The following is a 21753-nucleotide window of genomic DNA, read 5'->3' as shown; positions in this document are numbered from 1 at the left end:
CCCGTGCTCACCTGCAATGGGATTTGCTAACCTCGGCCCGAGATGCCAACCCTGCTCATCGCCGATGACCACCCCCTGTTCAGAGCCGCGCTGCATCGCGCGGCCGATGAAGCGGTGGTCGACCTGCAGATCAGTGAAGCCGATTCACTGGACGGGGTACTGGAGGCCATCGAGGGCCAGTCTATCGACCTGATGCTGCTCGACCTGCACATGCCGGGCAACCACGGCCTGGCCGGGCTGGCGACGATCCGCGCGCTGCAGCCGGGGCTGGCGATCATCATCGTCTCGGCCAACGAGGAACCGCATGTGATCCGGCGTGCCATCGACCTGGGGGCGGCCGGTTACCTGCCCAAGAGTTCGGGGCTGGCGGACCTGCAGCAGGCGCTGCTGACCGTGCTCGAAGGCGAGCGCTGGATACCGGCGATGCTGCGCGATACCGTCGCGCGGGTGGCGCCGTTCAGCCGGGATGCCGACCTGGCCGCGCGGCTGTCCAGCCTGTCGGCGCACCAGTACCGGGTGTTGAGCCTGGTCGCCGAAGGCCTGCTCAACAAGCAGATCGCCGACCGCCTGGGGGTGCAGCTGCGCACGGTGAAGGCACACATGACGCGCATCATGGGCCGGCTGGGCGTGCGCAACCGTGCGCAGGCGATCCGCGTCCTGCATGAGCTCGGCCTGGCCGATCCCTCGCGGCAGATCGAGGGCGCGGACGCGCGGGTGCAGCGCGAGGCCGCCGAAGAGGCCTGAGCCGGCACCGGTCAGCCGTGGCCCCCCGTGGCGCCGTCGTCCTCGCCGGTGGCACGCGCGGCCAGCAGGTGGTTGATCGCCCAGCGCAGCGCCAGCGGCTTGAAAGGCTTGTTCAACAGTGACAAGCCAGCCTCACGCACGGCCTCGCGGGTGTCACTGCCGGTGTCCGCGCTGAGGATCACGGTCGGGCGCGGGCCGTGCACAGCGGCCAGACGCGCGTACAGGGCAATGCCGGTGTCGCCGTCATCGAGGTGGTAGTCGAACAGCCACAGCCCGGCTTCGCGCGCCGCGGTGCCCGCGTTGGTGCTATCGGCCAGCGCGGTGACCTCGCAGCCCCAGGCCAGCAGCATCTGCCGCATCGCCGCCAGCGCATCGGGGTCGTTGTCCACCACCAGCACGCGGGTGCCCTTGATGGTGCTGGTGGCCGCGGGCGCGTCGTTGCGCGGCGCACGCGCCGGGTAGGCACGCGGCACCGTGATGGCGAAGGCCGAGCCGCGGCCGAGCGCGCTGTGCAGCGACAACGGCGCATGCAGCAGGGCGGCGATGCGTTGCGCGATGGTCAGGCCCAGGCCCAATCCCTGCCCGTTGCTGCGGTCGCCGCGCTGGAACTCCTCGAACACCACGCCCTGCTGGTCGGCGGCGATGCCCGGGCCGCTGTCGTGCACGCCGACCACCAGCGCCTCGCCGCGCCGGCGGACACCGAGCAGCACGCCGCCGCTGCGCGTGTAACGGATGGCGTTGGCCAGGAAGTTCTGCAGCACGCGGCGCAGCAGCAGCGGGTCGCTGTGCACCCAGGCGCGGCTGGGCACGTAGCGGAACTGCAGGCCGCGTGCGGCGGCCAGCACCGAGAATTCCTGTGCGAGCGGGTCGAGCACGTTGGACAGCGCGAACGGGCGCGGGTCGGCGACCAGCCCACCGGCTTCCAGCCGCGAGATGTCGAGCAGCCCGGAGAGCAGGTCGTCGGTGGAGTCCAGCGCGCCGCGGATCTGGCGCAGGAAGCTGTCCAGGAATTCGGACTCCAGGTGCTGCGACATGGCGTCGGTCAGCAGTTGGGCGGCATGCAGCGGCTGGATCAGGTCGTGGCCGACCGCGGTCAGGAAGCGCGTCTTGGCCACGTTGGCGCGCTCGGCCTCGTGTACGGCCTGCTCCAGGCGCGCGGTGCGGTCCTGCACGCGGCGCTCCAGGGTCTCGTTGCTGCGCTTGAGCGCATCCTCGGCGCGGCGGAACGCGGTGACGTCGGTGAAGGTGGCGACGTAGCCGCCGCCGGGCATCGGGTTGCCGCGGATCTCGACGATGGTGTCATCGGGGAAAATGCGCTCGGACAGGTGCGGTGTGCCGCGCCGCATATGCGCCACGCGCCGGTTCAGCGCCTTGGCCGGGGTATCGGCGCCGCCCTGGCCGATCTTCAGCTGTCCCATTGCCCACTCGGTGAGATGGGCGACCGGCTGGCCCACCTGCAGCAGCTCGGGCGGGAACTTGAACAACGCGGCATAGCGGCTGTTCCAGGCCACCAGCTGCAGCTGCGCGTCGACCACGCTGATGCCCTGGCTCATGTTCTCCAGCGCGGCTTCGAGCAGGCGCTGGTTGAAGCGCAGTACCTGGGTGGCTTCGCCGACCGCGCGGGTGACCGCCTCCAGTGGCGCGGCGCCGCCATCGCGCGCGGCCTCGACCAGCAGCCGCGCCATCCCGGCGCCGACCACGGCGGTGAGCTCGCGCTCGATGGCGGTGACGCGCTGGTCGTCCAGCATCTGCCCGGCATGCCCGGCCATCAGCTGCCGCGTGCGTTCCTGGCCGAGGAAGCGCCCGGCGGTCTTGCGCATGGAGGCGGCGGCCACGCCTTCGCGTTGCTGCGGCAACGACGGGCGCACCGCGCGCGCCATCACCGCGACGGTGATCAGGTTGACCAGCAGGCTGACGCCCATGCTGATCGCGATGTGGCCCGGCTGCACGCGCAGCGGGAAGAACACGACCCAGTGCAGCCCTGCCGAGGCGGCCGGCGGCGAGACGATCATCGGCAGCAGCACCAGCCATAGCCATACCAGCGAGCCGGTCACGATGCCGGCGATGATGGCCGGCGAGGGCGTGCGCGGGCGGTACACCGCCAGCAGCACCGCCGGTGCCAGCTGCGCCAGCGCGGTGAAGGACATCAGGCCGAAATCACTGAGCGCTTCGGTGTCGCTCATCGCCCGGCTGTACAGCCAGGACATCAGGAACACGGCCAGGATGCCGGCGCGCCGGAACGCGATCACGCGCGGGCGCAGGTCGGCGCCGGTGTCGCCATGCACGCCGCCGAGCAGGCGCGAGCCGAAGCCGTGGTTGCCGAGCATGATCGACAGGGTCAGGCCGGACAGGATCATCATGCCGGTGGCCGCGCTCAGGCTGCCCAGGTAGGCGAGCAGGGCCAGGAGATGGTGGCCTGCGGCCTGCGGCAGCATCAGCACGTAGACGTCCGGCGATACCGATTGCCCGAGCTGGGCCGCGCCGGACAGCGCCATCGGCACCGACGGCAGTCCGATCAGCAGCAGGTAGAGCGGGAACAGCCAACGCGCGGTCTTAAGGTCGGAGGTCTGGCGCAGCTCGACCACGCCGACGTGGAACTGATGGGGCAGGGTGAAGGCCGCCATCGCGCCGAGCGCGACCATGGTGAGGAAGTCCGGGACCACTGCGGGCGGCGGCAGCTGCGTCATGCGTGCGAGCAAGGGGCTGTCGGCCTGTACTGACAGGGCCGCATACAAGCCGATGGCCAGCAGTGCGGCCAGCTTGAGCAGCGACTCCAGCCCCAGCGCCACCACGATGCCGCGGTTGTGCTCGGTGGCCGACGCCTTGCGCGCGCCGAACAGCAGGGTGAACGCCGCCATCGTCAGCGCGAACCAGAACGACACGTCCGGCGGCGCGCCGCCGCTGGCCAACTGGTCGCCGAGCAGTGCGCCCAGGCCCTGGCTGATCGCCTTCAGCTGCAAGGCGATGTAGGGAATGATGCCGATCAGCGCGACCAGGGTGATGGTCATGCCCAGTCCCTGGTCGGTGCGCAGCCGCGCCACCACCAGGTCGGCGATGGTGGCGCTGTTGTGCTGCTTGGCCAGCCGGCCCAGCCGCGCCAGGAACGGCATGCCGAAGGCGAAGATCAACGCCATGCCGATCAGCGTCGGCGGGATCGCGAAGCCCCATTGCGCACCCTGCGAGGCGGCGCCGTAATAGGTCCAGGCGGTGCAGTGCACGGCCAGCGACAGCGCATAGATCACCGGCCAGGCACGTGCTAGGCGATGGCCCTGGCGTTCGCCCCACAGCGCGACGCCGAACAGCAGCACGGTCCAGGCAAGGCAGGCCAACAGGACGATGGAGGGCGTCAACATCGCTCCAGTGTAGGGACCCGGCCGGCCACCCGGCAGGTGCCGGTCGGCACGGTGGCGCGGCCGCGGCGAGGGCGTGGCGGGCTAGGGGTCGATGAGGACCAGGGCGAGCTGTTCGGCCACCAGCGCCACGTCGCCGGTCGGTTGCAGTTCCACCGTCTTGTGCTGGGTGAGCAGCCATTGCCCGGGCTGGCGGCATTGCAGCGACAGCAGCCGCGAACGCACGCGCACGTCCGCGCCGCTGGGCACCGGGGCCAGGAAGCGTACTTTGTTCAAGCCGTAGTTGAGCACCCGGGTGATGCCGGGGAGCGCGGCCAGCGCGGCCACGTCGTCCTGGACGGTGAGCGAGAGCAGCAGGAAACCATGGGCGATGGTCTGCCCGCCGGGCAGCTCGGCCTGCGCCCGTGCCGGATCGACATGGATCCAGTTGTGGTCGCCGGTGGCATCGGCGAACGCGTCGATGCGGGATTGCCCCACCTGCACGCCCGTCCCCAACCGCTCGGCTTCGGCCCAACGCTGCAGTGCCGCCACTGCCGGCGGCAGGTGGTCGTCGATGGTGCTCATGCCACGCGCTCCAGCAAGGCCAGGATGGCCTGGCGCGCTTCCGGCTCGGACAGGGTCGGGGCGTGACCGACCTCGGGCACTTCGACCAAGCGGGCGTTCGCCGAGGTGGCGGCCATCTGCCGTGCCACGTCGGGCGGAAGGATGTCCGAAAGCGCGCCACGCACGATCAGGGTCGGTGCCTGGCCGGTGAGCGTGCGGACCGCGCGCCACAGCAGCGGCCGCAGCAACCACAACACCCAGGGCCGGGTGGTGCGGATGACGGCCGGGTCGTAGTCGAGTTCCAGCAGCCCGTCGTCGCGCTGGCGGAACATGCGCGTGGCCATGTCCCGCCAGTCGTCGGCGCCGAAGCGCGGGAACGATGCCTTGCCGATCGACTCGGCGTAGGCGGCGGCCTGCGCCAGGTCCATCGGCGGCAGGTGCTTGCCGGCGTACTTGCCGATCCGTGCCAGCGCCTGGCGTGGCACCTTCGGCCCGGCATCGTTGAGCACGGCGGCGGCGATCAGCCCGGGGGCGCGCGTGGCCAGGGTGATGGTGACCAGCACGCCCAGCGAAGTGCCGATGAACACGCTCCTGTCGATGCCCTGCGCGCGCAGCAGCGCGACCAGATCATCGGCGTAGGTGCGGGGGTTGTAGCTGGACGGGTCGGGTGCGCGCGCCGAGCCCGCGCGGCCGCGCAGATCAACTGCCAGCACGCGCCAGCCGCGCGCGGACAGCGTCGTGGCCAGCGCGTCGAAGTCGGCGCCGTTGCGGGTCAGCCCGGGAATGCACACCACCGTGCCGCGGGGGGATGTCCCCGCGGCCGGTTGGTGGTCACGTGCATGCAGGCGCAGACCGTCGCTGCTGTTCCAGTACAGGTCATCGTAAGACCGGGTCATGCAGGGGTTCCTAGAAGTCGTAGCGGACGCTGAGGCTGTACTGGCGCGGCGGACCGTAGAAGCCGATCAGCGTGCCCACCGCCGGGATGTTGTAACCGGTGGTGCGGTACTCCTTGTCGGCAAGATTGGTGCCTTGCAGGGAGAACGTCCAGGCATCGTTGAGCTTCCAGATCACGCCGGCATTGACCAGGCCGTAGCCATCCTGCCGGATCACCGGGCTCAGGTCGGTGGTCGGCCAGACCTCGCTCTGGTAGCTGTAGCCCACCCGCGCGGACAGGTTGCCGCCATTGGCCAGGTCGGTGCGGTACTCCACGTTCACCGCGCCGGAGAACTCGGGTGCATTGGTGAACTTCATCTGGTCGGCGACGTTGACGCCACGGTCCATGTACTCGTCGTACTTGGTGTCCAGCCAGGCCAGGTTGCCGGTGATCAGCCAGTTCTGGGTCGGCAGGTACTGATACTCGACCTCCAGGCCGTTGACCGTGCCCTTGCCGGCGTTGGTGAAGTCGCCGAAGAAGGCATCGTTCACGCCATCGCCGTTGGTGTCGATGCCGGTGAACACCGACAGCTGGATGTCCTTGTACTTGTTGTGGAAGGCCGACAGGTTCAGGAACAGGCGCTGGTCGAGGAAGGCCATCTTGCTGCCGATCTCGTAGCTGTCCACGGTCTCGTCGTCGAACGGTTCGGCCGAGCGCGGCACCGCCACGGCATTGGCGCGGATGTTGTAGCCGCCGGACTTGAAGCCACGCGTGGCCAGGCCGTAGACCATGATGTCCGGGGTGATCTGGTAGTCCAGCGACACCTTCGGCGAGACGTTCTTGAAGTTGGTGGTCTTGTCGAAGTCGGCGGCCACCGCGATCGGCCGGGAGAAGGTCGCATCGGCGTAGAAGCGGTTGAGCACGATCGCGCGCTTGTCCTCGTCGGTGTAGCGCGCGCCGACGTCGAGCTTGAGCCTGCTGGTCAGGTCGAACGTCCAGTCCGCGTACAGCGCGACGCTGTCGGTGAGTACCTTGCCGCGGGTGTCGCCGAACTGCAGGTTGAAGAAGTTGTTGCGGATCTGGCCACCGGCCTCGCCGCTGAACTGGTACAGGCCGACCACGCCGCGCACGCGCCCGCCGCCGTCGTAGTTGGCCTGCAGTTCGTTGCTGACCTGGTTGTCCTCGTAGAAGCCGCCGACATCGGCCAGCTTGACCGGGGTGGTGTCGAAGTCGATGTTGGAGTGCGAGTCGGACTCGCGCTTGGCGACCACGTACTTGAGCGCCCAGTCTTCGTTGGGCCGCCAGTTCACCGTCGCCGAGGCGCCCTTGGTTTCCACGCTGTTGACGTTGGGCATGCCCGAACGGATGTCGTAGCGGTCGTCCATCGGCGGGTAGGCCGGGGTGAACGGGTTGCGCGCGAGCATCTTGGAGCCGCGCATGCCGGACTGGTCGTCGATCCAGTCCAGCGCGAACTGCACGTCGAAATCGTCGCCGGCGTAGGCACCCAGGTTCAGGCGCGCGGCGTTGACCTGCTTGTCGCTGACCGGTTGGCCGTTGTAGGTATTCTCGCCGAAGCCGTCACGGTTCATGCTGGCCACCGCGATGCGGCCACGCAGGCCGCTGTCCGGCCCGCCCAGCGGGCCACCGATGGCGGCCTTGGCATCACGCTGGTTGTAGTTGCCCACGGTGACCTGGGCAAAGCCCTCGGTGGTGGTCGGCAGGCCACGCGAAACGTACTTGATCGCACCGCCGATGGTGTTCTTGCCGTACAGCGTGCCCTGCGGGCCACGCAGCACCTCGATGCGCGAAACGTCGAACACGTCCAGCAGCGCGCCCTGCGGGCGGGCGATGTAGACGTCATCCAGATAGATGCCCACGCCCGGGTCGGCGCCCCAGGTGGGGTCGGACTGGCCGACGCCGCGGATGTAGGCGGTGACCGTGCTGCTGGCGCCGCGCGCGGCGTAGATGGTCAGGTTGGGCACCTGGGCGTCGAGGTCGCCGATGTCCTGCACGTTCAACTTGTCCAGCGCCTCGGAGGTGAACGCAGTCACCGCCACCGGCACTTCCTGCAGGGTTTCCTCGCGCTTGCGCGCGGTCACCATGATGGTGTCCAGGTTGGTGGCCGAAGCGCCCCTGTCCGCCGCCGGCGCGGCCTGCGGCGCCTCCTGTGCCAGTGCCGGCCCGGAGGCCAGCAGCGCGCCGATCATCAGGCTCAAACAGTTCCGCTTCATTCGGTCCTCCCCAGGCAGGTGCGTTGCGGATGGCCCATTGCCACCCGTGGAGCCTAGGCTAGCGGCGTACCCCCCGGCCCAGCGAGTGGACCTAGGTCCAGTCGGCAGCGGCGGCCAGATCCGGATACTTGGCGCCTCCTCTTCCGGGAGCGCCGTATGTCGTTGCTGATCGTGCTTGCCGCGCTGGGCTTCCTGATGCTGGTGGCCTACCGCGGCTACAGCGTCATCCTGTTCGCGCCCATCGCCGCGCTGGGGGCGGTGCTGCTGACCGACCCGTCGCTGGTGGCGCCGATGTTCACCGGCTTGTTCATGGACAAGATGGTGGGCTTCCTGAAGCTGTACTTCCCGGTGTTCCTGCTCGGGGCGGTGTTCGGCAAGCTGATCGAGCTGTCCGGGTTCTCCAAGTCGATCGTGCAGGCGGCGATCGGCCTGTTCGGGCCGCAACGGGCGATGCTCTCGATCGTGCTGGTGTCCGGGCTGCTGACCTACGGTGGCGTGTCCCTGTTCGTGGTGGTGTTCGCGGTGTACCCGTTCGCCGCGGAGATGTTCCGGCAGAGCGACATCCCCAAGCGGTTGATCCCGGCCACGTTGGCGGTGGGCGGCTTCAGCTTCACGATGGATGCGTTGCCGGGCACGCCGCAGATCCAGAACATCATCCCGACCACGTTCTTCGGCACCGATACCTGGGCCGCGCCGGTGCTGGGCATCCTCGGCAGCCTCTTCGTGCTCGGCGTCGGCATGGCCTACCTGGAATGGCGCCGCCGCGTGGCCGCGCGTCATGGCGAGGGATATGGCGACCCGGCGACGCTGGTCAACGAGCCGGCGCCGTTCGCCGGCACCACGCTGGCCAACGCCGGGGTGGCGGTGCTGCCGCTGGTGCTGGTGTTCGTGTCCAACAAGCTGCTGACGCTGGGAATCCCGCACTGGTACGGGGCCGAGCACAGCTTCGTGCCCGCGGTACTCGGCAAGGCCGCACCGGTGGTGCAGGAGGTGCCGAAGATCGCCGCGATCTGGGCGGTGGAAGGCGCATTGCTGGTCGGCATCGCCACGGTGCTGGTGCTGGCCTGGCGGCCGGTGGTCACCCAGTTCGCCGAAGGCACCAAGGCCGCCATCGGTGGTGCGTTGCTGGCGGCGATGAACACCGCCTCGGAGTACGGCTTCGGCGCGGTGATAGCCGCATTGCCGGGTTTCATGGTGGTGGCCAACGTATTGGGGGCGATCAAGGACCCGCTGCTGCACGAAGCGGTCACCGTCACCGGGCTGGCCGGCGTGACCGGATCGGCCTCCGGCGGCATGAGCATCGCGCTGGCGGCGATGTCGGAGACCTTCGTCGCCAACGCGCAGGCGGCCGGCATCCCCATGGAAGTGCTGCACCGGGTCGCCTCGATGGCCTCCGGCGGCATGGACAGCCTGCCGCACAACGGTGCGGTGATCACCCTGCTGATGGTGACCGGGCTGACCCATCGGCAGGCCTACAAGGACATCTTCGCGGTGACGATCATCAAGACGGTCGCGGTGTTCGTGGTGATCGGCATCCATTACGCCACCGGTTGGGTGTGACGGCGGCAGGGCAACACCCGCGGGCGTGCTTCTCCCGTGGTGACTTCGGCACGACTTCATCCACGACTCACGCATGAGGATCTGGCTATGAAATCCGGCATCGAGATGATCAAGGCGGGCCTGCTGGCCCTGTGTGCATGGTTTGCAGCCGCGGGCCCCGCGCACGCGCAGGCGGCGGGGCATTGGGATTTCGGCGTATACGGCAATCTTTACGGTGCCCGTGAATACCAGGTGTGGGTGCCGGCCGGCTACGACCCGGCGCAACCCCGGCCGTTGCTGCTGGTGCTGCACGGCTGCGTCAACGGGCCGAACCTGATGGGCGAGGCTTCCGGCTTCAACGACGTGGCCGACGTGGAGGGCTACATCACGGTGTACCCGCGCCAGAACGTCACCGCCAACCCGGCACGCTGCTGGAACTGGCAACTGCCGGTCAACCAGGCGCGCGGCAGCGGCGAAGCGTCGATCCTGGCCGGGATCGTGGATGCGGTGAGAGGCGACTACAACGTGGATGCGCGGCGCGTCTACGTCACCGGTATCTCCGCCGGCGGTGCGATGACCTCGATCATGCTGGCCTGCTACTCGGACGTGTTCGCCGCCGGCGCGGTGCACTCCGGTGGCATGTACAAGGGCGCGACCACCGTTTCCGGCAGCGCCTACGCGCTGCTGGCCGGCAGCATCTACTCCCCGGACGGCAACGGGCGCAGCGCCTGGGAGTGTTCGGGCTCGCCGTCGCCACGGCCGATCCCGCTGCTGGTGTTCCATGGCAGCGCCGATGCCACGGTCAACCCGGTGAACGGCCAGCAGGCGGTGCGCCAGTTCCTGCAGACCAATGACCTGGCCGATGACGGCATCGACAACGACTCGGTCAAGTACGTGCCCACCAGCACGATTGCCGGACAAGTGCCGGGCGGGCGTGCCTACACCGTCTACAACTACACCTATGGCGGGCAACTGTTGGCCCAGCACTACGTCATCCACGGGATGGGGCATGCCTGGAGTGGCAGTACCTCTGGGTTGCCGTTCACCGACCCGAAGGGTCCGGACGCAACCCTGATCACCTGGCTGTTCCTCAAGGGCTACCAGCGCTGAGCGCTGGCACCTGGTGATCTGCCTGCTGCCATCCCGGACCTGATGCAGGTCCGGGTGGCGGCGGTGCATGGGGGACGGCGGGCCGTCGGCCGGCGCGTACGCGGGCAACCGTGTTACGCAACTGCAATGTTGTGCAGTGATGATCTGCGCGCTTTCATGCCGCGCCATCGGTGCGGCCCGGGCCGAACGGACTCATCACCTGCCAACCAAGGGCAACTCCATGCAGCTTCACCCTGTTTCGCGTGTTTTCAATCGTTCCATCCGCACGTTGCCGCGCCGCTCGCTGCTGGCGCAGGCTTGCGCTCTGCTGGTCCTGCCGCTGGCCACACAGTCCGCGCTGGCGCAGGACGCCGCGCCAGGCGCCGAGCGCAGCGCGGCCACCGCGCTGGACACCATCACCGTCACCGCCGAGCGCCGCGAGCAGAACCTGCAGGACGTCCCGGTCTCGGTCGGCGTGGTCCAGGGCGAAGCACTGCGCAGCTTTACCGAAGGTGCCGACGACACGCTGCTGGCACTGTCCGGTCGGGTGCCGAGCTTCTATGCCGAGACCACCACCGGGCGCATCTTCCCGCGCTTCTACATCCGTGGCCTGGGCAACATCGACTTCTACCTTGGGGCCTCGCAGCCGGTGTCGATCATCCAGGACGACGTGGTGCTGGAGCACGTGGTGCTCAAGTCCAACCCCGTCTATGACGTGGACCAGGTGGAAGTGCTGCGCGGCCCGCAGGGCTCGCTGTTCGGGCGCAACACCACCGCCGGCATCGTCAAGTTCGACACGGTCAAGCCGAGCCAGGAGGGCAGCGGCCGGGTCAACGTCAGCTACGGCAGCTACAACACCGTGTCCATCGACGGCGGCATGGGCGGTGCGATCAACGACGTGCTGTCCTACCGTGTCTCCACGCTGTACCAGCACCGCGACGACTGGGTCGACAACACCTACGACGGCCCGAGCGCGGATGGCACGGTGACGCCGAAGAAGGACGCGATGGGCGGCTACGACGACCGCAACCTGCGCCTGCAGCTGCTGTTGCAGCCCAACGAGCAGTTCTCGCTGCTGGCCTCGGCGCACACCCGCGACTATGAAGGCACCTCGACCCTGTTCCTGCGCAATGCGCTGACCAAGGGCAGCAACCGCGTGGACGTGGCGCGTGACAAGGTGGCCTACGACGAAGCCGGCGACAACCCGCAGGCCTACAAGACCCACGGCGGCTCGATCAAGGCGACCTATGACTTCGGTACCACCACGCTGACGTCGATCAGCGCCTACGAAACCACCTCCGGCTACAGCCGCGGTGATACCGACGGCGGCGCCGCGGCGGACTACCCGGTCGGTGGCGTGCCCAACGGGTACGGCCAGTCGATGGGACAGGTGCGCGACCTGGACCAGTTCACCCAGGAAGTGCGCCTGGCTTCCAACCGCACCGACCCGTGGTCATGGCAGGTGGGCGGGTTCTACTTCGATGGCCGCGACACCACCGATTTCTACCAGCGCGCCTGGTTCCTGCAGACGGCCGCGCACAACCCGAACAACTGGGTGCGCCTGCGCAACACCAACACCTCCTGGGCCGGCTTTGGCCAGGTGAGCTGGAAGGCGACCGACGCGCTGACCCTGACCGCCGGCATCCGCGCCACCAAGGACGAGAAGCGCACGCGCCTGCTCAAGACCGCCGACACCGCCGCCGGGGCGGTGACCTACAAGGGGCGTCGCGATGTGGCGATGTCCGATACTCAGCCCAGCTGGGACCTGAGCGCGATGTATGAGGTCAGCGCCGAACTGAGCGTGTACGCCCGCGTGGCACGTGGCTTCCGTGGCCCGACCATCCAGGGCCGCTCGGCGGTGTTCAACGCCGATTTCACCACCGCCGATTCGGAAACCATCCTGTCCTGGGAAGCCGGCATCAAGAGCAGCCTGTTCGACAACCGCCTGCGCCTGAACGTCAGTGGCTTCACGTATGCGGTGGATGACATCCAGCTCAACGGCAACGACTCCAACGGCAACGGCGTGTTGTTCAACGCCGACAAGGCCCGGGCCTACGGCCTGGAGGCCGACCTGGACTGGCGCCCGATCCCGAACCTGTCCCTGACCGCCGGCCTGAGCCTGCTGCACAGCAAGATCCAGGACAAGCGCGTGTATGCGCAGGTCTGCGCGCTCAACGGCGTGGTGGTGTGCACGGTCAACGACCCGACCATCAAGATCGGCAGCAATGTCTACGCGCAGATCGACGGCAACCCGCTGCCAAACGCCCCCAGGTACAACCTCAATCTGGCCGCCCGCTACGACGTCCCGATGGGGGATGACGGTGCATTGTTCTTCGCCACCGACTGGAACAAGCAGGGGCAGACCCAGTTCGTGCTGTACAGCAGCGACGAGTTCCATTCCAAGGGCAACTTCGAAGGCGGCCTGCGGGTGGGCTACACCGGCGGCTACGGTGCCTGGGAAGTGGCGGCGTTCGCGCGCAACATCACCAACGAGAAGAACCTCAAGGGCGTGATCGAGAACTACATGGCCGCGGTGTACAACGAACCGCGCATCATCGGCGTCTCGTTCAACTACAACTGGCGATAAGTGTTCAACGGGGCCTGATGGCGACTCGCGCTCCTCTGCGCCAGTTCCGGATTCTGCCTGCTTAAGCCCCTCTCCCGGGTGCGGGAGAGGGGTTGGGGTGAGGGCCCTGTGCGGAGGTATCGCACCTGGACGGTGCGGGAAGCACGCTGCGCGCAGCCCCTCATCCGCCTTGCAGGCACCTTCTCCCGCCAACGGGAGAAGGGAACCGCCAAAGCCAAAAGCAAACCAAGCCCTGCGAACGCCGTTTGGTTTACGCCATGCCGGCTCCGACGGTGGCGCGCACCGGGATGCCGGTCGGGTCGAAGTCCTCCAGGCAGAACACGTTGATGCCGTAGAAATCCGGCGTTACACGCTTGCGGTGGAACGGGTAGATGCCGCAGGTGGCGCAGAAGTAATGGTGCGCGGTGCGGGTATGGAACTGGTACTCGACCAGTTGCTCCTGCCCGGACAGCAGTTCGAACGCGGATTCGTGCACCTTGACCATCAGCGCGTTGCGGCGCCGGCAGATGGAGCAGTCGCAGGTGGTCAGCTCGGGGAAGTCGGTCTGGATGCGGAAGCTGACCGCGCCGCAGTGGCAGCTGCCGCGGTAGGTCTGCAGGGGGCGGTGGGGCATGCGGGGCTCCGTTTGGGTCATGCTGCGCGCCTAGGTGCCTGGCCGCGCGGGGCGGACCATACTGGCGCATCATCGGGCGTCATGGGAGAGGGGCGATGCGCGCATTCCTGAAAGGGCTGCTGGCCGTGGTGGTGGGGTTGGTCGTCGGCAGCGCGGTGAACATGGGGCTGATCCTGTTGGGCGCACGGGTGGTACCGGCGCCGGCGGGCGTGGATACCACCACCAGCAAAGGGCTGGCGGCGGCGATGCCGCTGCTGGGGCCGGCCCATTTCGTCTTTCCTTTCCTGGCCCACGCACTGGGCACGTTCGCCGGCGCGCTGTTGGCCACCTGGATCGCCGGCCGCGTGAGCCGGGTGCCGGCGGCCGTGATCGGCGTGCTGTTCCTGGCCGGTGGCATCGCCAGTTGCTTCATGCTGCCGGCGCCACGCTGGTTCGAGGCGCTGGACGTGGTGCTGGCCTACCTGCCATTCGCATGGCTGGGCTATCGCTTGGGACGACGACCGGCCTAGTCCGTCAGGCGTGGCTCACTCGTGGGTGCGCGCGAGGTTGCCGCGGTTGTCGCGCAGCTCGCGTATCCACCACTGGTGCGGCGTGGCATCGCTGATGAAACGCAGGTGGGTGGCCATCGCCAGCAGGGCGCTGTCATCCGGGTCGAGCTGCTTCCAGGCGTAGCCCAGCAGGTCCGGGGCCTGTTCGGTGAACTCGAACCCATCATGGTCGAACAGGAAGACCTTCCCGGCATCGGCGCCGTGGGTGGGTATCAGCAGGTAGTTGCCGGTGCGGGGTTCCTCGCCGACCACCAGCGCATCATCGGCCCATTCCGGCAGGTACTCCTCGCGTTCGTCCTCGGCCATGTCCTCGGTCCAGCCATCGAACCCGGAACGCAGCAGCGCCCACTCCGACGGCGCGGCGAGCCGCACGGCGGCTTCACCACTGTCCTCGTCGCCGTAGAACAACACACCGCCGAACTGCCGGTAGAAGTCACGCAGGCCCGCCAGGTCAGGGACGCCTTCGATGCCTTGCGCCGGGGCCAGCCGATGGCGGAAGTCGATGGTGCGGGTGATGTTGGCATCGTCCAGTGCTTCACACAGGAACGTACCGTTGTGCGCGTCGATGGCGTGGTGCAGGGCCTGGAGGGTGGTCATGGCTGTCCTTGGCGGTGTGGATAGGGCGCCGGTGGCTCAGGCGCGGTGGGACTTGGCGTAGCTGTCGCGTTCGATCTCGACCAGTTGCACGCTGGTCTGCAGGGCATTGCCATTGGCCGGCACGGCCGCTTCCAGCGCTGTCAGCAAGGCCTGGGCGATCTCCTGACGAACCTGCAGCGAGCGCCCCGAGAGCAGGGACAGCGTTGCCGCCAGGAAGGCGCGGGGCGCGTCGTCGGTGCCAATGGCCACGCAGTCGAACGCCAGCGCACGGGTCTTGATGTCGGCCTCGTCGAAATGGCCGGTGGCGACCAGGGCGTGGTTCAAGCCGCGCAGCACGACCGGGCTGATCGCGGTGCCGAGGTTGTCGCTGTATTCAAGGGTGAGATGTGGCATTCAGGACCTGGACGGGGCGGCGTGGAAGGAAGGCCCGCAGTATCGCCTGCGGCGGCCGGATCAATGCGCCGATGACGGCGTTGCCGGTGCAGGGGCGGTGGCGCGCGTCGCGTGATCCAGTGCACGGACAAGACGCTCGACCTGGGCATGTTCGTAGTGGATATGCGGCGGCGTGCCGGCGTTGGGCGCGGCGGCATCGGCGCGGCGCAGCACTGCCTGCAGCCCGCTGTTGGCCCCATAGCGGGGGGCGTCGATCTCCAGCGTGCGTGCCTCCGGCATGCCGTACAGGGCGTGATGGAGCTTGATTGCATCGAGCAGGGTCAATGCCGGGCCGGGGTGCATGCCGTCTTCCGCATACCAGGGCAGGTCCGGCTGGTGCCGCGAGAGGTCGGCCAGGGTCTGCGAGATCTCGACGTATTCCGCACCGGCCTGGCGCGCGGCCGCGGCTTCCTTTTCCACCAGCGCGGCCGAGGCCTGCGCATTGGCCTGGTAGGTGCCCAGCACCAGCACGCGCGCCTGCACGGCGCGGGCGGCCTCGGCCAGTCCCTGCAGCGCATGCTGCGACTGCTCGCACCGTTGCCGCCCGCCCAGGCAGAGCAGGTCGCCGCCGCGTTCCTGCAGCACCAGCACCTGCGGTCGTCGTCCGGCCAGCGCTGTCTGCACGCTGCCATCGGCCAGCCGCTCGCTGAGCGTGGCGCCGCCCTCAAGGATCATCTCGGCCTCGACCGCATGGCCGTTGGCCTGGGCCAGCGCGGCGAAGGTCGCCGGCAGGTTGCCGTAGTAGGTGAGGCTGTTGCCCACGAACAGGATGCGCTGGGGCGGCGCGGGCTGCACGGCGCAGGCCGGGGTGACGGCGGACAACCAGAGCGCGGCCAACAGGATCCATCTGCGCATTGCGTGCTTCCCTTCAGGAGACCAGGCCGCTGTGACCTGGCTTACCAGTCGATGGTTCCCTGGATGACGGTCTGCACCTGGCCACCGGACCAGACCTCGCCGTGGTCGTCGATGCTCAGCTCCAGCAATGCGTCGTGGCCGACCTCGCGCCCCTGGCTGACGGTGTAGCGCTTGCCGCTGCCGGGCAGGGCGCCGCGCTCGTCCAGCCATGCCGCGAGCACGGCGTTGGCCGCGCCGGAGGCGGCATCCTCGAAACGTCGACCGTTGCCGACGAAGGCGCGCACGACCAGCTGGTAGCCCTCGCCACTGCTGCGGGCGTAGGCGAATACGCCCATCGCGCCGGTGGCTTCGGCCAGCGTGGCGATCGCCTCCCAGTCCGGTGCAAGGCCGCGCAGGCTGGCTTCGTCAGCCACCTCGACCACCCACCAGCGGCGGCCGCCCTCCATCAGCGCCGGCGGCAGTTCGCCCAGCGGCCAGCCATGGATCGCCGGCTGCAGGCGCGCGTCATCGGCGGTGACCACTTCGGCCACCGAGGCACGCGGGGTGCGGATGGCGATGGTGCGCACGCCGTCCTGCGTGTGGATGCGCAGCGGCAACGGGCCGGCGATGCCGTCCTGGATCAGCTGGCCATCGACCGGCGTGGCCAGCCCGGCTTCCAGCACCGCATGCGCGCTGCCGACGCTGGGGTGGCCGGCGAACGGCACTTCCTTCTGCGGCGCGAACATGCGGATGCGGTAACTGGCGCCGGGAACGGTCGGCGCGCTGATGAAGGTGGTCTCGGGCAAGCGGGTCCAGCGGGCGATGGCCTGCATGGCGGCATCGTCCAGGCCGTCGGCGTCGAGCACGACCGCCAGCGGGTTGCCGGTGCCGGGACGGGGTGCGAAGACATCAAGTTGCAGGAAGCGACGGGTGGTCATGGGCAATCCGTGGAGTAGCAATGCGGTAGACAGCCCCTCTCCCGCGTGGCGGGAGCGGGGTGGGGGAGAGGGGACGACATCACCACTCGATCTGGCCGGAGATCACCGGCTGCACCTCACCGCCGATCCAGATCTGGGAATCGATATCCACCTGCACCCGCACTTCGCCGTTACGGCCCAGTTCGCGTCCCTGGCTGGCCAGGTACTGGTCGCCGGGCTTGATCCGGCCCTGCGCGAGCAGGTGCGCGGCGACCAGCGCGTTGGCGCTGCCGGTCACCGGGTCCTCATTGACGCCCACGCCGGGCGCGAAGGCGCGCACGACGTACTGGTAGCCCACGTCCGGGCGGTCGGCCGGGGCAAACACGGCCAGCTTGCCGCGCCCGGGCAGGGCGGCGATGGCCGCGAGCTCGGGCGTGTAGCGACGCAACGCGGCCTCGCTGGAGGCTTGCAGCAGCCACCAGTCCGGCCCGTTGTTCCACAGCACCGGGCTCTGGCCAGGATGGGCCAGGGTGGCCAGGCCATCGGGCAGGACCGGGACGGGCTGCTCGCGGCGCTCGGCCTGCGGGCTGCGGACCTTGATCTGGCGGAACCAGCGCCCGCCCTGCACGTGGACCGGCAGCATCCCGGCGGCGCATTGCTGCACCAGCCGGCCGTCCTCGTCCGGCGTGGCCAGGCCCAGTTCGACCGCCGCCCACGCCGCGCCCACGCTGGGGTGGCCGGCGAAGGGCAACTCGCCCTTCGGGGTGAAGATGCGGATGTGGTAACTGGCGCCCTCGTCCGGCGGCAGGAAGAAGATGGTCTCGGAGAGGTTCAGCCAGGCGGCGATGGCCTGCATGCCTTGGCTGTCCAGGCCGTCGCTGTCGACGATCACGCCCAACGCGTTGCCGGCGCCGGGACGGGCGGAAAACACATCCAGCTGCAGATAACGGCGTACGGCCATCGCGGGGGACACTCCAGGAAGGGGGCCGGGCAGCTTACCAGTGCAGGTTTGCCTGGATCACCCGCTGGACCTGGCCGCCGATCCAGATATCGCCCTGCGCCTCCACGCGGAGCTGCACCTGGCCGTCGCGGCCGACTTCGCGGCCCTGGCTGGCGACATAGCAGCCATCGGTGCCCGGCAGTTGGGCGCGCTCCCGCAACCACGCCGCGATCAGTGCGTTGGCGCTTCCGGTGACCGGATCCTCGGGGACGTCAGGCGCATCGGCAGGGCAGAACGCGCGCACCACCAGCGCATGCGTCGGGCAGGGCTCGGGGGCGAACAGGGCCACGCCGGTGGCAGCGGTGGCGATGCTCCAGTCGCGCAGCGCGGCCATGTCCGCGACCAGCGCACGCAGGCTGGCGGCGTCGCGCGCCGGCAGCAGCCACCAGCGCGGGCCGTTGTCCCACAGCTCCGGTAACTGGCCGGCGGCGGCCAGTGCACGCAGTTGCGCGGGGACCGCCCCGGGGGGATCCGGAAGCCGCCGCGGTGGCGGGCTGGCCAGTTCGATCAGCGGTGCCTGCGGCGGGCCGGACACCCGCACCGGCAGCCGGCCGGCGGCGCATTGCTGGACCAGCAGGCCGTTGTGCGGGCGCACCCGCCCGCAGGCCAGCGCTGCCCATGCCGCCCCCACGCTGGGGTGGCCGGCGAACGGCAGCTCGCAGCATGGGGTGAAGATGCGGACGCGGTAACTGGCCTCGTCATCCGAGGGCAGCAGGAAGACCGTCTCGGACAGGTTCAGCCAGGCCGCGATGGCCTGCATGTCCTGGCTGTCCAACCCATCGCTGTCGAGGACGACGCCCAACGGGTTGCCGGCGCCGGGCCGGGCGGAGAACACATCCAACTGCAGATAGCGGCGAACGGTCATTGCGGTGTGGGGAACAGGGCAGGCCAGCTTAGGCAAGCCGCACGCAAATGTCGCACCACCAAATGTCGCACCACCAAATGTCGCAGCACGGGTGGGAGCGGCCTCGGCCGCGAAGCTGGCCAGGCATCGGTGTCCCGAATCGCGCAACCGGGGAATCCATCGGCTTCGCGCCCGAGGGCGCTCCTACGGGGTGGCTGTTCAGGTGGATGACCCGGATCGTTGCAAGTGCTACTTTCTTCGCCCCGGGAGGGGGCGGGCTGGAATGGTATCTCCCGAAATCAGCGGTCCGGCCCCATGGGCCTTGGCATAGAATCGGGGGTTCCGCCCGCATTGCCGGGTCTTTCTCCCACTGTGAACCTCCAAAGCCAATGTCCGCTTCCCCAATCGCTGATCGCTGGATCGTCCTCAAGTTCGGTGGCACCTCGGTGTCCCGTCGGCATCGTTGGAACACGATCGGGGAACTGGCGAAAAAACGTGCGGACGAGACCGGTGGGCGTGTTCTGGTGGTGGTGTCGGCGTTGTCCGGCGTCACCAATGAACTGACCGCCATCGCCGACGGCGCGGCAGACAGCCGTGAACGGGTGGCCGCGCTGGTCCAGCGCCACAACGATTTCCTCGCCGAGCTGGAGCTGGGCAGCGAGGTGCTGGCCGAACGGCTGGCCGCGCTGCAGGCACTGGTGGATGACCCGCGCGCCGCCGCCCGTCCGCTGGACTGGCAGGCCGAGGTGCTGGGCCAGGGCGAACTGCTGTCCTCCACCGTCGGTGCGGCCTACCTGCGCAGCAATGGCCTGGACTTCGGCTGGATGGATGCCCGCGAATGGCTGCACGCGCAGCCGTCGGCACCAAACCAGACCGCCTGGTCGCAGCGCCTGTCGGTGAACTGCCAGTGGCAGGGTGATGCCGACTTCAAGCCGCGTTTCTCCGCGCAGCCCACGCGCATGCTGATCACCCAGGGCTTCATCTCGCGCCACGGCGACGGTGGCACCGCCATCCTGGGCCGTGGTGGCTCGGATACCTCGGCCGCGTACTTCGGCGCGCTGCTCGGTGCCAGCCGCGTGGAAATCTGGACCGACGTGCCGGGCATGTTCAGCGCCAACCCGAAGGACGTGCCCGACGCTCGCCTGCTGACCCGGCTGGACTATTACGAGGCGCAGGAAATCGCCACCACCGGTGCCAAGGTGCTGCACCCGCGCTCGATCAAGCCGTGCCGTGACGCCGGCGTGCCGATGGCCATCCTCGACACCGAGCGCCCGCACATGCCGGGCACCAGCATCGACGGCAACGCCGAGCCGGTGCCGGGGGTGAAGGCGATCAGCCGCCGCAACGGCATCGTGCTGGTGTCGATGGAAGGCATCGGCATGTGGCAGCAGGTCGGCTTCCTGTCCGACGTGTTCAACCTGTTCAAGAAGCACGGCCTGTCGGTGGACCTGATCGGTTCGGCCGAGACCAACGTGACCGTGTCGCTGGACCCGTCCGAGAACCTGGTCAACACCGACGTGCTGGCCGCGTTGTCGGCCGACCTGTCGGAGATCTGCAAGGTCAAGGTGATCGTGCCGTGCGCGGCCATCACCCTGGTCGGCCGTGGCATGCGCTCGCTGCTGTACAAGCTCTCCGACGTGTGGGCCACGTTCGGCAAGGAGCGCGTGCACATGATCTCGCAGTCGTCCAACGACCTGAACCTGACCTTCGTCATCGATGAGGCCGACGCCGACGGGTTGCTGCCGATCCTGCACGACGAGCTGATCGGCAGCGGCGCGATGCCGGTCTACGAAGAGCAGGTGTTCGGTCCGCGCTGGCGCGAGATCATCGGCACCATCCGCCCCCGGCAGACGCCGTGGTGGCAGGCGCCGCAGCAGCGCCAGAAGCTGCTGGAGCTGGCCGCACAGGGCACGCCGGCCTACATCTACGACCTGGACAAGGTGCGCGAACGCGCCCGCCAGTTGAACGCCATCAGCGCCATCGACCGCCGTTTCTACGCGATCAAGGCCAACTCGCACCCGGACATCCTGCGCACCCTGGCCGCCGAAGGGTTCGGCCTGGAATGCGTGTCGCAGGGGGAAGTGGAGCTGGTGTTCGCGGCGGTGCCGGACCTGGCGCCGGAGCGCGTGCTGTTCACCCCGAGCTTCGCGCCGATCGGCGAGTACGCCGCGGTGCTGGCGCGCGGCGTCAATGTCACCATCGACAACGTCGAGCTGCTGCAGCACTGGCCGGAGGTGTTCCGCGGCCGCAAGCTGTGGGTGCGCATCGACCTGGGCCATGGCGACGGCCACCACAAGAAGGTCAACACCGGCGGCAAGGACTCCAAGTTCGGCCTGTCGGCGCTGCGCGTGGACGAGTTCATCGCCGCCGCGCGCGCGCTGGATATCCGCATCACCGGCGTGCACGCGCACCTGGGCAGCGGCATCGAGAACGCCGGCCACTGGCAGCAGATGGTCGATGAAATGGCCGGTTTCGCGCGCCGCATCGGCAGCGTGGAGATCCTGGACATCGGCGGTGGCCTGCCGGTGCCGTACAGCGACGATGACGAGCCGTTCGACCTGGACGCCTGGGCCGCCGGCCTGGCCGCGATCAAGGCGGTGCACCCGGCGTTCCAGCTGGCGGTCGAGCCCGGCCGCTTCATGGTGGCCGAGTCCGGCGTACTGCTCACCCATGCCTCGCAGGTGGTGGAGAAGGACGGCGTGCGCCGCGTCGGCCTGGATGCCGGCATGAACGCCCTGCTGCGCCCGGCGCTGTACGACGCCTGGCACGACATCGCCAACCTGTCGCGGCTGGACGATGCGCGTGATGTTGATTTCAGCGTGGTCGGCCCGATCTGCGAATCCAGCGACGTGTTCGCGCAACGGGTGAAGCTGCCCGGCGCCACCGCGCCGGGGGACGTGATGCTGATCGCCGATGCCGGTGCCTACGGTTTCAGCATGGCCAGTACCTACAACCAGCGCGCCCTGCCGCGCGAAGGCGTGGTCAATGCCTGACGCCCACCTTTTTTTGTC

General features: G+C 68.8%; 17 protein-coding genes. 6 read left to right on the top strand and 11 right to left on the bottom strand.

Going from position 1 to position 21753, the window contains the following annotated elements:
• Window positions 1-42: 42 nt before the first annotated feature.
• Window positions 43-744 (top strand): response regulator transcription factor, encoded by a 702-nt coding sequence (locus ATCM_RS11705; protein WP_132864696.1) that lies wholly within the window; start codon window positions 43-45, stop codon window positions 742-744.
• A gap of 11 nt (window positions 745-755) precedes the next feature.
• On the opposite strand, the gene ATCM_RS11700 is transcribed toward ATCM_RS11705, so the two are convergent.
• The 4 genes from ATCM_RS11700 to ATCM_RS11685 form a co-directional block, all read right to left on the bottom strand.
• Window positions 756-4097 (bottom strand): PAS-domain containing protein, encoded by a 3342-nt coding sequence (locus tag ATCM_RS11700; protein ID WP_132864695.1) that lies wholly within the window; start codon window positions 4095-4097, stop codon window positions 756-758.
• A gap of 81 nt (window positions 4098-4178) precedes the next feature.
• On the bottom strand, window positions 4179-4658 hold the full coding sequence (locus ATCM_RS11695) for a MaoC family dehydratase (RefSeq protein WP_132864694.1): 480 nt from the start codon (window positions 4656-4658) through the stop codon (window positions 4179-4181).
• Window positions 4655-5533 carry an alpha/beta hydrolase gene (locus ATCM_RS11690; RefSeq protein ID WP_132864693.1) on the bottom strand — a complete coding sequence of 293 codons (879 nt, stop codon included), beginning with the start codon at window positions 5531-5533 and terminating at the stop codon, window positions 4655-4657. The genes ATCM_RS11695 and ATCM_RS11690 overlap by 4 nt, the downstream gene beginning before the upstream one ends.
• A gap of 10 nt (window positions 5534-5543) precedes the next feature.
• Entirely contained in the window at window positions 5544-7742 is a 2199-nt protein-coding gene (locus ATCM_RS11685; RefSeq protein ID WP_243694002.1) for a TonB-dependent receptor, read from the bottom strand.
• A 156-nt stretch (window positions 7743-7898) separates the two neighbouring features.
• Here ATCM_RS11685 and ATCM_RS11680 point away from each other — a divergent pair, with 156 nt between their 5' ends.
• The 3 genes from ATCM_RS11680 (at window position 7899) to ATCM_RS11670 (ending at window position 12957) form a co-directional block, all read left to right on the top strand.
• On the top strand, window positions 7899-9302 hold the full coding sequence (locus ATCM_RS11680) for a GntP family permease (RefSeq protein ID WP_132864692.1): 1404 nt from the start codon (window positions 7899-7901) through the stop codon (window positions 9300-9302).
• A gap of 87 nt (window positions 9303-9389) precedes the next feature.
• Window positions 9390-10391 (top strand): PHB depolymerase family esterase, encoded by a 1002-nt coding sequence (locus ATCM_RS11675; protein ID WP_132864691.1) that lies wholly within the window; start codon window positions 9390-9392, stop codon window positions 10389-10391.
• A gap of 220 nt (window positions 10392-10611) precedes the next feature.
• Window positions 10612-12957 carry a TonB-dependent receptor gene (locus ATCM_RS11670; RefSeq protein WP_132864690.1) on the top strand — a complete coding sequence of 782 codons (2346 nt, stop codon included), beginning with the start codon at window positions 10612-10614 and terminating at the stop codon, window positions 12955-12957.
• Between the two features lie 250 nt (window positions 12958-13207).
• Here the strand turns inward: ATCM_RS11670 and ATCM_RS11665 are convergent, their stop codons facing one another.
• Window positions 13208-13570, bottom strand: a complete 363-nt coding sequence (locus tag ATCM_RS11665) for a GFA family protein (RefSeq protein ID WP_192286451.1) — start codon at window positions 13568-13570, stop codon at window positions 13208-13210.
• A gap of 95 nt (window positions 13571-13665) precedes the next feature.
• On the opposite strand from ATCM_RS11665, the gene ATCM_RS11660 reads away from it, so the two are divergent.
• Complete coding sequence (locus tag ATCM_RS11660; protein WP_132864689.1) at window positions 13666-14079, top strand: hypothetical protein; 414 nt, start codon at window positions 13666-13668, stop codon at window positions 14077-14079.
• 15 nt (window positions 14080-14094) lie between these two features.
• Here the strand turns inward: ATCM_RS11660 and ATCM_RS11655 are convergent, their stop codons facing one another.
• The 6 genes from ATCM_RS11655 to ATCM_RS11630 all read right to left on the bottom strand — a co-directional run bounded on the left by ATCM_RS11655 (window position 14095) and on the right by ATCM_RS11630 (window position 18763).
• Entirely contained in the window at window positions 14095-14715 is a 621-nt protein-coding gene (locus ATCM_RS11655) for an SMI1/KNR4 family protein (RefSeq protein WP_132864688.1), read from the bottom strand.
• Between the two features lie 36 nt (window positions 14716-14751).
• Window positions 14752-15108, bottom strand: coding sequence for a 5-carboxymethyl-2-hydroxymuconate Delta-isomerase (locus ATCM_RS11650; RefSeq protein ID WP_132864687.1), 357 nt, complete (start codon window positions 15106-15108; stop codon window positions 14752-14754).
• A 60-nt stretch (window positions 15109-15168) separates the two neighbouring features.
• Window positions 15169-16002, bottom strand: a complete 834-nt coding sequence (locus ATCM_RS11645; RefSeq protein ID WP_132864686.1) for an SGNH/GDSL hydrolase family protein — start codon at window positions 16000-16002, stop codon at window positions 15169-15171.
• A 41-nt stretch (window positions 16003-16043) separates the two neighbouring features.
• On the bottom strand, window positions 16044-16919 hold the full coding sequence (locus ATCM_RS11640) for a PhzF family phenazine biosynthesis protein (protein WP_132864685.1): 876 nt from the start codon (window positions 16917-16919) through the stop codon (window positions 16044-16046).
• A gap of 79 nt (window positions 16920-16998) precedes the next feature.
• Window positions 16999-17859, bottom strand: coding sequence for a PhzF family phenazine biosynthesis protein (locus ATCM_RS11635; RefSeq protein WP_132864684.1), 861 nt, complete (start codon window positions 17857-17859; stop codon window positions 16999-17001).
• Between the two features lie 34 nt (window positions 17860-17893).
• Window positions 17894-18763 (bottom strand): PhzF family phenazine biosynthesis protein, encoded by an 870-nt coding sequence (locus ATCM_RS11630; protein ID WP_132864683.1) that lies wholly within the window; start codon window positions 18761-18763, stop codon window positions 17894-17896.
• A 368-nt stretch (window positions 18764-19131) separates the two neighbouring features.
• Here ATCM_RS11630 and ATCM_RS11625 point away from each other — a divergent pair, with 368 nt between their 5' ends.
• On the top strand, window positions 19132-21735 hold the full coding sequence (locus tag ATCM_RS11625; RefSeq protein WP_132864682.1) for a bifunctional aspartate kinase/diaminopimelate decarboxylase: 2604 nt from the start codon (window positions 19132-19134) through the stop codon (window positions 21733-21735).
• Window positions 21736-21753: the final 18 nt, after the last annotated feature.

Origin of the sequence: Stenotrophomonas sp. ATCM1_4, assembly GCF_004348115.1 — a bacterium.
In the GTDB taxonomy this organism is placed as follows: Bacteria; Pseudomonadota; Gammaproteobacteria; order Xanthomonadales; family Xanthomonadaceae; genus Stenotrophomonas; species Stenotrophomonas capsici.
The sequence above is the reverse complement of the archived record's forward strand: the minus strand, read 5'-3'. Positions and strand labels throughout refer to the sequence as shown.